The organism is Stenotrophomonas sp. HMWF003 (genome assembly GCF_003061285.1).
GTDB lineage: Bacteria > Pseudomonadota > Gammaproteobacteria > Xanthomonadales > Xanthomonadaceae > Stenotrophomonas > Stenotrophomonas maltophilia_AP.
This window is the reverse complement of record NZ_QAIW01000131.1, coordinates 2,167-10,593: the sequence shown is the minus strand read 5'-3', so window position 1 is coordinate 10,593 and position 8,427 is coordinate 2,167. Positions and strand designations below refer to the sequence as shown.

General features: G+C 67.0%; 11 protein-coding genes. 7 read left to right on the top strand and 4 right to left on the bottom strand.

Annotation, left to right across the window (positions count from 1 at the left end; genetic code table 11):
• Positions 1-110 precede the first annotated feature (110 nt).
• The 6 genes from DBR34_RS05070 (at position 111) to DBR34_RS05045 (ending at position 5,251) form a co-directional block, all read left to right on the top strand.
• Positions 111-1,058, top strand: coding sequence for a lytic transglycosylase domain-containing protein (locus DBR34_RS05070; protein WP_128095958.1), 948 nt, complete (start codon positions 111-113; stop codon positions 1,056-1,058).
• A gap of 182 nt (positions 1,059-1,240) precedes the next feature.
• Positions 1,241-1,861, top strand: coding sequence for a ubiquinol-cytochrome c reductase iron-sulfur subunit (gene petA / locus DBR34_RS05065; protein WP_038689281.1), 621 nt, complete (start codon positions 1,241-1,243; stop codon positions 1,859-1,861).
• A gap of 2 nt (positions 1,862-1,863) precedes the next feature.
• Complete coding sequence (locus tag DBR34_RS05060) at positions 1,864-3,123, top strand: cytochrome bc complex cytochrome b subunit (RefSeq protein ID WP_128095957.1); 1,260 nt, start codon at positions 1,864-1,866, stop codon at positions 3,121-3,123.
• The gene (locus tag DBR34_RS05055) at positions 3,116-3,862 is read left to right on the top strand and encodes a cytochrome c1 (protein WP_128095956.1); all 747 of its coding nucleotides are present in this window, start codon (positions 3,116-3,118) and stop codon (positions 3,860-3,862) included. Before DBR34_RS05060 ends, DBR34_RS05055 begins: the two co-directional genes overlap by 8 nt.
• Before the next feature lie 160 nt (positions 3,863-4,022).
• Positions 4,023-4,658, top strand: coding sequence for a glutathione S-transferase N-terminal domain-containing protein (locus DBR34_RS05050; protein ID WP_038689276.1), 636 nt, complete (start codon positions 4,023-4,025; stop codon positions 4,656-4,658).
• A 149-nt stretch (positions 4,659-4,807) separates the two neighbouring features.
• Positions 4,808-5,251: a ClpXP protease specificity-enhancing factor gene (locus DBR34_RS05045; RefSeq protein ID WP_128095955.1), complete on the top strand. Its 444-nt coding sequence runs from the start codon at positions 4,808-4,810 to the stop codon at positions 5,249-5,251.
• A 125-nt stretch (positions 5,252-5,376) separates the two neighbouring features.
• On the opposite strand, the gene DBR34_RS05040 is transcribed toward DBR34_RS05045, so the two are convergent.
• From DBR34_RS05040 to DBR34_RS05025, 4 genes are all read right to left on the bottom strand, one after another.
• Positions 5,377-5,733, bottom strand: coding sequence for a DUF3301 domain-containing protein (locus tag DBR34_RS05040; protein ID WP_128095954.1), 357 nt, complete (start codon positions 5,731-5,733; stop codon positions 5,377-5,379).
• A gap of 81 nt (positions 5,734-5,814) precedes the next feature.
• Positions 5,815-6,918 carry a DUF2272 domain-containing protein gene (locus DBR34_RS05035; protein WP_128095953.1) on the bottom strand — a complete coding sequence of 368 codons (1,104 nt, stop codon included), beginning with the start codon at positions 6,916-6,918 and terminating at the stop codon, positions 5,815-5,817.
• A gap of 140 nt (positions 6,919-7,058) precedes the next feature.
• Positions 7,059-7,916 carry a carboxylating nicotinate-nucleotide diphosphorylase gene (gene nadC / locus DBR34_RS05030; RefSeq protein ID WP_128095952.1) on the bottom strand — a complete coding sequence of 286 codons (858 nt, stop codon included), beginning with the start codon at positions 7,914-7,916 and terminating at the stop codon, positions 7,059-7,061.
• The gene (locus DBR34_RS05025; protein WP_128095951.1) at positions 7,913-8,182 is read right to left on the bottom strand and encodes a Trm112 family protein; all 270 of its coding nucleotides are present in this window, start codon (positions 8,180-8,182) and stop codon (positions 7,913-7,915) included. Before DBR34_RS05025 ends, nadC begins: the two co-directional genes overlap by 4 nt.
• 59 nt (positions 8,183-8,241) lie before the next feature.
• Between DBR34_RS05025 and DBR34_RS22150 the strand changes: the two genes are divergently transcribed.
• Positions 8,242-8,427 (top strand): AIR carboxylase family protein (locus tag DBR34_RS22150; RefSeq protein WP_258223673.1); only part of this gene is annotated, 186 nt, incomplete at its 3' end.

Here is an 8,427-nt window from a genome sequence, read left to right as displayed (position 1 = left end):
GGCGCCCGGGACGGGCGCCGATGTGACGGCCGTCGGGGTTGGGAGCGACGGTCCGTCAGTGGTGCGTCAAAGACTTGGCAACGCTCCGTTAACTTGGGACACTCGCCGCCATGAAGGGGATCTTGGGGATCGCTGCGCTGGCCTTGGCTGCGCTGACCGCTTTGCCGGCCAGTGCGGGCACCCTGTACAAATGCGTCGGGGCCGACAACATCCCCAGCTACGTCAGCAAGCGGGTCTCGGGCGCGTCCTGCAGCGTGGTCAGCAGTTACCGGCCCGACCGGGGCGCCGCCCGCCGGTATGTGCCGCCGGCGCCGGCCCCGGCCGCCGCGGCGGTCGTTGCGACACCTGCCCCCAGTCCGGCCGCCGCCGATCGCGCCAGCACCGGCACCGCAGTGACGGCCAGCGCCCCGGCCCAGCCGGCCACCGTGCTGAGCGCCCCGGCGGCGCCCGCCGCGCGGCCCAACAAGGCCGGTCGCGTGGTCAACGGCCAGGTCTATTCCTACATGAAAGACGGGGTGCGCCACTACACCAGCGCCCGTCCCACCCAGCTGGCCAGCCTTGGCCAGGTGCGCACCATCCACTACAGCTTCATCGAACGCTGCTACGCCTGCGGCGCCAACCCGGGGGTCAACTTCGGCTCGGTGCGGCTCAACACCACGGCCTTCCAGACCGAGATCGCCGCTGCTGCGCGCGAGTTCGGGGTCGAAGAGGCGGTGGTGCGGGCGATCATCCATGCCGAATCGGCCTACAACCCGACCGCACTCAGCCGTGCCGGCGCCCAGGGCCTGATGCAGTTGATGCCGCCCACCGCGCGGCGTTTCGGCGTCACCGATTCCTATGACGCAGCGCAGAACATCCGCGGCGGCGTGCAGTACCTGTCGTGGCTGCTCAAGCGCTTCAATGGCAACCTCACCCTGGCTGCAGCCGGGTACAACGCCGGCGAGGGCGCGGTGGATCGCCATGGTGGGGTCCCGCCTTACAGTGAAACCCAGTACTACGTGAAGCGGGTGGCGCAGTTGGCCGATCGCTACCGCGGTGCGCAGGCCACCACCCAATGAAGCACCGCGCCCATGGCGCTGGCGGGCCTTCATGGCGTAATGTCCTGCAGTAATGTCGTTCCGTAGTACCGCGTTGTGTGGCCGACTTCGGTTCAGCTACACTCGCGGCAGATTCAATGTGGACTGGCCCCCACCGGTCCACTGGCAGCCTCAAGCTACCTAAATCAATATCGGAGTGCCGGATGGCCAACGATGGGGTAAACGATCCAGTCAACACCGGACGTCGACGATTTCTTTCAGCAACCACCGCGGTGGTCGGAGCAGTCGGCGTCGGATTTGCAGCGGTACCGTTCATCAAGTCCTGGAATCCCAGTGCCCGCGCCAAGTTGGCCGGTGCCCCTGTGATTGCCGATATCAGCGCCCTGCAGGAAGGCCAGCGACTGGTCATGGAGTGGCGTGGACAGCCGATCTGGATCGTCAAGCGTTCCAAGGCCATCCTGGAGGCCCTGCATGGCCTGGATGATCGCCTGAAGGATCCCGAATCCGGCGAGAAGGACCAGCAGCCCGAGTACGTGCTCAAGCAGAACCCGGAGTTCCGCTCGATCAAGTCCGATGTCTCGGTGCTGGTCGGGCTGTGTACCCACCTGGGCTGCTCGCCTGAAATGGTCGCCGAGATCCGTCCCGAGCCCTACGACCCGCAGTGGAAGGGCGGTTACTTCTGCCCATGCCACAAGTCGCGCTTCGACATGTCCGGTCGTGTGTTCAAGGATGTTCCGGCACCGATCAACCTGCTGGTGCCGCCGCACCATTACCAGGACGACAACACCATCATCATCGGCGTTGACCCGCAGGGGGCGGCTTGATCATGGCCAACATCCTTACCCGCACCGCCACCGGCGTCGCCGACTGGGTCAATGCCCGCGCACCGGGCCTGATGCCGGTGTACCGCAAGCATGTGAGCGAGTACTACGCGCCGAAGAACTTCAACATCTGGTACTACTTCGGCTCGTTGGCGCTGTTGATCCTGGTCAACCAGATCGTGACCGGCATCTTCCTCACGATGCATTACAAAACGAACGCCGCCGAAGCGTTCGCCTCCATCGAATACATCATGCGTGACGTGGAGTGGGGCTGGCTGATCCGCTACATGCACTCCACCGGGGCCTCGCTGTTCTTCATCGTGGTCTACCTGCACATGTTCCGCGGGCTGCTGTACGGCAGTTACCAGAAGCCGCGCGAACTGGTGTGGATCCTGGGCATGCTGATCTACCTGGTGCTGATGGCCGAAGCCTTCATGGGCTACGTGCTGCCCTGGGGCCAGATGTCGTTCTGGGGCGCCAAGGTGATCATCTCGCTGTTCGGCGCGATCCCGGTGATCGGGACCGGCCTGACCGAGTGGATCATGGGCGACTACCTGCCCAGCGACGCCACCCTCAACCGCTTCTTCGCCCTGCACGTGATCGCCCTGCCGCTGGTGCTGTTGCTGCTGGTGGTGCTGCATCTGGGCGCGCTGCACGAGGTGGGTTCCAACAATCCCGACGGCGTGGAAATCAAGAAGGGCCCCAAGGGCAACCGCTGGTCGGCCACCGCGCCTACCGATGGCATTCCGTTCCATCCGTATTACACGCTCAAGGATGGCGTCGGTGCCGGCTTCCTGTTGATCATCGCCGCCTTCATCATCTTCTTCGCGCCGGCCTTCGGGGGCCTGTTCCTGGAACACGACAACTTCACCGAGGCCAACCGCCTGGTCACGCCGGAGCACATCAAGCCGGTCTGGTACTACACCCCGTACTACGCGATGTTGCGGGTGGTGCCCAACAAGCTGGGCGGCGTGCTGGTGATGTTCTCGGCCATCGCGATCCTGTTCCTGGTGCCGTGGCTGGACCGCGCGCGGGTCAAGTCCTACCGCTACCGCGGCTGGTTGTCGCGGGTGCTGCTGGGCGTGTTCGCGGTGTGCTTCGTGTGGCTGGGCGTGATCGGCTCGGGTCCTGGCACCGACGCCCACGAAACCTACGTGGGCCGCGTGCTGACCTTCCTGTACTTCGCCTTCTTCATCACCATGCCGCTATGGACCAGGCTGGACAGGACCAAACCGGTACCGGATCGGGTGACCACGCATGACTGACCACTGGATTGTCCGGCTGGCCTGCGCGGCCGCCCTGATGTTGAGCAGCGCCATCGCCGGTGCCGCCGAGGGCGGCAAGACCCTGCAGGCCGGCAACGACCTCAGCGACCGCGCGTCGCTGCAGCGTGGCGCGCAGCTGTACATGAACTATTGCTCGGGCTGCCATGCGCTGAAGTACCTGCGCTATTCGCGGATGGCCGCCGATCTCGGGTTGAGCGAGGACGAGGTGATGAACAACCTCAACTTCACCGGCACCCCGATCGGCGAGCCGATCCCGGTCAGCATGCCCAAGGCGCAGGCCGAAAAATGGTTCGGCAAGATGCCGCCGGACCTGAGCCTGATTGCCCGGGTGCGTGGCAGCGACTGGGTGTACACCTACCTCAAGTCGTTCTACGTGGATCCGTCGCGGCCCTTGGGCTGGAACAACAGCCTCTTCCCGAACGCGTCCATGCCCAACCCGTTGTGGGAAATGCAGGGCCTGCAGCACGCGGTGCACGGCAAGGCGGAAAGCCCGGGCGCCGACCCGCCGGTGATCGGCCTGAAGATCGCGCAGCCGGGCAACGTGGATGCACAGCAGTACGACCAGACGGTGCGCGACATCACCAACTTTCTGGAATACGCCGGTGAGCCGGCGGCACTCAAGCGCCAGAAGCTGGGCGTCTGGGTGATCCTGTTCCTGGCCCTGCTGACGTTCCTTGCCTACCTGCTCAAGAAGGAATACTGGAAGGACGTGCACTGAGCCTCCAGGCGCCACCGAGCGTGGATCGGCCCCGGCAGGGGTCGATCGGCCTATTGGCTTTTGTGATGGGCAGTTGCACACTCGGGTACTGTGACGACCGCTGGCAGTGGGCTGGCGGCGCCGATACGACCGGCGGTTACCGGACGTTGGAGAGCCTTTGATGGCGGCGAGCGTACGCATGCGAAACACCTTGACGCTGTTTTCCTCGAACGACGATGTGCTGTGCCATCGCGTGCGCCTGGTACTGGCTGCCAAGGGCGTGAGCTACGACTTCGTCCCGGTCGACCCGCAGAATCCGCCCGAGGACCTGATCGACCTCAACCCGTACCACTCCGTGCCCACCCTGGTGGAGCGCGAACTGGTGCTGTACGCGGCATCGGTGGTCAGCGAGTACCTGGACGAGCGCTACCCACACCCGCCGCTGATGCCGGTCGATCCGCTGTCGCGCGCCCGCATCCGCCTGGCGATGCTGCGCATCGAACACGACTGGGTGCCGCAGGTGCAGGCCATCCAGCTGGGCAACAAGACCCAGGCCGAAGCCGGTCGCAAGCGGCTGAAGGAGCTGCTGACCAGCGCGGTGCCGCTGTTCAAGGCCAGCAAGTTCTTCCTCAATCCGGAGATGAGCCTGGCCGACTGCGCCATGGCGCCGATCATCTGGCGCCTGCAGTCGCTGGACGTGCCGTTGCCCAAGGACGGCAAGTCGATCGAAGACTACGGCAACCGCATTTTCCGCCATCCCGGTTTCATCCGCAGCCTGACCGACCAGGAAAAGAAGCTGCGCGATCTGCCGGGCTGACGGCGCGCACCGGCACGCTCAGGCGACCGGTGCACTGAATGAAAACGCAGGGCGGGCACGCGCGGAGGCTGACCTGCGGGTAGGCGGGCGCGTACACTTGTCACTACGCAATCGGATCCCCGCAGCCGAGCAAGGCTCGGCTCTACCCCATGACTGAAGACACTTTCCGCATGACCAGCCACCGTCCGTACCTGTTGCGGGCCCTGGTGGAATGGATCAATGACAACGACCTGACGCCGCATATCCTGGTCGACGCCGGGATGCCGGGCGTGCAGGTGCCGCAGAGCGCGGTCAAGGACGGCCGGGTGGTGTTGAACATCGCCGAACGCGCCGTGGTACAGCTGCACATCGACAACGACGGCGTGAGCTTCTCGGCGCGTTTTTCGGGCACCAGCTACCCGGTGCACGTGCCGATTTCGGCCGTGCTGGCCGTGTACGCGCGCGAGACCGGGCAGGGCATGGCCCTGCCGGATGACATTCCCGGCCACGAACCGGGCCCGGACGATGAACTGCCGCCGGATGACAGCCCGACCCCGCCTGATGATGTGCCGCCCAAGCCCAGCGGCCGCCCGCATCTGCGCGTGGTGAAATAAAACACGCATGGCCGCCGCAAGGCGGCCATTCCACGTAGAGCGGACCGTTGGTCGGCTGCTCTTCGCGGAAATCCATGGCAACCGTCCCAACGACATCCGACCAACGGTCGGCTCTACCGCCGGGGTCAGACGTCCTCGGCGCCGCTGGTATCCACGCTGCGCCGGATCTCGCTGATGCGGGCTGCCGAGGGGCCGACGAAGGACACCAGCTCATCCCCGCGCAGCACCATGCGGCCGCTGTGGCGGTCCACGCCATCGTGCGAATACTCGAACTTGAACGTGCGCTCCCAGCCCAGCCAGCCGTTGGGCTTGCGGCAGACGCGCAGCCCGATGGAATGCACGCTCTGGTCCAGCCATTGCACATCGGCGGCCCGGCAGGCGTTGCGGCCGAGCTCGCCGGCCCGCTCGGCGGCGGCGCGTGCGGAGTTCCAGAACGCGTACGCGAACGCACCGGCAATCATCAACAGGATCAAACTGGGCATTGGTGACTCGGTACGTTCGGAGCGGCTGGAATCTCCAAGATGGCGGCGAACCTCGCCCGGATCAAGCCATTGAGGCGCCCGTCATCCCCCACTGCGCGGGGCAGCCCCGGGCAACGGCACCGGAGGCTGGGCCGGCGTAGCCGGTGACGACGGCGGGCGTGCTGGTGCCGGTACCGACCCCGGCGCAGCGGGCGACACCGGCAACGGGCGTGGCGGCGTCAACGGCTGTGCGGGGCCGGGCGGCATGCCGTCCGCAGGCGGTGGCGGCGTCGTGGGCGAGGGGGGGAGCGCTGCAGGCGAGGTCGCCACCAGTTTCAGCAGCGCGGCCCAGTCCTGCCGGTTGAAGTTGCATTCCTCTTCGCGGCCCGGCGTGCACCCCCGTTCCATGCCATCGCTGGCGGTGGCCTTGACCGGGGGCAGTTCGATACGACCGCTGCGGTCCAGCGACAGCTTGCGCATCGCCACGGTGTTCATCACGTTGCCGCCGATCAGGTACAGGGTGCGGTCGCCGCCCATGTTGGCTGCGATCACCACCTCGCAATGTGACTTCCAATGCGTCACCGCGCCACTGCCCAGCGACTGCACCAGGCCGCTGTAGCTGAGCGCTTCCCGGCGATCGCGCAGGTAGCACAGCAGGTCGCCCGGCGCGGGTTTTTCCTGCGCCGGATCGGTCATCCGGTACGGGCCGCTGTTCTGGTACGCCGCGCGGATGTAGTCGATATGCCGGGGCGAGCGGGTGAAGCCGGGCACGCTGGCGCGGGTCATCACCCAGGAGATGAAGGCGGCCGACCAGGGGTTGTCGATCAGGAAGGCCCGGCAGTCGGTGTCGGTATAGCGCGTGCCCGGCGGCGCCATGCAGCTGGACGCACCAGGCTGGTCGCCCATCGGCGACAGCGTGCCGCTCTGGCGCCAGTACCCCACCACGCGTTGCCAGGCGACCATGCCGTTGTCGGCCAGGTGCACGTCCTCGGCTTCGGTTGCGCTGATGCTGGCCACGCGGCCGTCGCGGTCGATGAACGGGCGGTACCAGAGCCGATGCTCGTTGCAGGCGGTCTGCACGATGTTGACCGCCAGTGGACTCAGCCCGAACCGGGGCGGGATGTCACAGACCTCGGCCGCCGACGCGGTGGTCGGCAGCAGCGTCGCCAGGGGTGACAGGCATGCAAGCAGAAGCAAGGGGCGCATGCGCGCTCTCCGGGTGGGGGCAGGGCAAGCCTCGCAGACCCGGTCTGCCGATCCCGTGAACGCCGCGCGCCAATGCCGCACGACCAACGGTCGTGCGCTACCCGCCGGGCAGGTGCCGACCCTTGGTCGACACGCGTGCCTCAACCCGGCGGCGGGCCCAGCTTCAACGACAGGTCGATCGCCTGCACGTGCTTGGTCAGACCGCCGATCGAGATGCAGTCCACGCCGTCCTCGGCGATCGCGCGCAGCCCGTCCAGGCCCACGCTGCCGGAGACTTCCAGCGGAATCCGCCCGCCCGCGATGCGCACGGCCTCGCGGCGCAGGTCAGCGTCGAAATCGTCGATCAGGATGCGCTCGCAGCCCACTGCCAGCGCTTCGCGCAGCTGGTCCAGGTCCTCGACCTCGACCACCAGCGGCAGCTGCGGCCACTGCGCCCGCGCGGCCTGCACCGCCGCGGTGAGCGAGCCCGCGGCGCGGATGTGGTTTTCCTTGAGCATCACCGTGTCGAACAGGCCCAGGCGATGGTTGTCGCCGCCGCCACAGCGCACCGCGTACTTCTGCGCCACGCGCAGCCCGGGCAGGGTCTTGCGGGTGTCCAGGATGCGTGCGCCGGTACCCGCCACGGCGGCTACATGTCGCGCCGTCGTGGTGGCCGTTCCTGACAGGGTCTGCAGGAAATTCAGCGAGGTGCGCTCGGCGCTCACCAGGCTGCGGTTGCGCCCGTGCAGGATGGCCAGCACCGTACCGGCGGCAACGTGGTCGCCCTCGGCCACCCGCCAGTCGATCCGGACCTGCGGGTCCAGGGCGCGATGGGTGGCGTCGAACCACGGCCGGCCGGCGATCACCGCGTCCTGCTTGCACAGCAGGTAGGCGCTGTCGGGGCGGTCGGGCAGCAGTGCCGCGGTGACATCGCCACTGCCGATATCCTCGGCCAGCGCCCGTGCCACGTCGGCGTCTACCGCGGCGGCATCGGGTGCCGCAAGCTCGGCCCGGCTCATTTTTCCGGGAAGTCGGCGATCTGCGCGGTGGCGATGGCCTCTTCGGCCAGCAGCACCGGAATGCCGTCGTCGACGCGGAACACCTGCTTGCGGTCGCGGGTCAGCAGCGCTTCGCGCAGGGCCAGCGCCTGGGTGCTGCCGTCGGCCTTGAGCACGGTGCCGGCGCCGATCGCGCGGTTGAGTGCCTCCAGGCCCTTGGCGTCCAGCAGGGACAGGGGCTGGCGGGTGTCGGGCGAGCACAGCAGGTCGAGCAGCTTGCGATCCATGGATTCTTCGTCTTGCGTGGAAGATGGCTAGAATACGTCTTTAAGGCAGGTGACGGCCAATGACCCCCAACCAATCCGCGCCGCTCGTCGGCATCGTCATGGGTTCCCGCTCCGACTGGGAAACCATGCAGCACGCCGCCCAGAAGCTCGATGCGCTCGGCGTTCCCTATGAAGTGAAAGTGGTCTCGGCGCACCGCACGCCGGACGTGCTGTTCACCTATGCCGAGCAGGCCGGCAGCCGCGGC

Excerpts from the sequence above, each read along its gene's own strand:
- nadC (WP_128095952.1), bottom strand. The coding sequence starts at position 7,916 with ATGAGCCGGGCCGAGCTTGCGGCACCCGATGCCGCCGCGGTAGACGCC.
- DBR34_RS05040 (WP_128095954.1), bottom strand. The coding sequence starts at position 5,733 with ATGCCCAGTTTGATCCTGTTGATGATTGCCGGTGCGTTCGCGTACGCG.
- DBR34_RS05050 (WP_038689276.1), top strand. The coding sequence starts at position 4,023 with ATGGCGGCGAGCGTACGCATGCGAAACACCTTGACGCTGTTTTCCTCG.
- DBR34_RS05070 (WP_128095958.1), top strand. The coding sequence starts at position 111 with ATGAAGGGGATCTTGGGGATCGCTGCGCTGGCCTTGGCTGCGCTGACC.
- DBR34_RS05035 (WP_128095953.1), bottom strand. The coding sequence starts at position 6,918 with ATGCGCCCCTTGCTTCTGCTTGCATGCCTGTCACCCCTGGCGACGCTG.
- petA (WP_038689281.1), top strand. The coding sequence starts at position 1,241 with ATGGCCAACGATGGGGTAAACGATCCAGTCAACACCGGACGTCGACGA.
- DBR34_RS05055 (WP_128095956.1), top strand. The coding sequence starts at position 3,116 with ATGACTGACCACTGGATTGTCCGGCTGGCCTGCGCGGCCGCCCTGATG.
- DBR34_RS05045 (WP_128095955.1), top strand. The coding sequence starts at position 4,808 with ATGACTGAAGACACTTTCCGCATGACCAGCCACCGTCCGTACCTGTTG.
- DBR34_RS05025 (WP_128095951.1), bottom strand. The coding sequence starts at position 8,182 with ATGGATCGCAAGCTGCTCGACCTGCTGTGCTCGCCCGACACCCGCCAG.
- DBR34_RS05060 (WP_128095957.1), top strand. The coding sequence starts at position 1,864 with ATGGCCAACATCCTTACCCGCACCGCCACCGGCGTCGCCGACTGGGTC.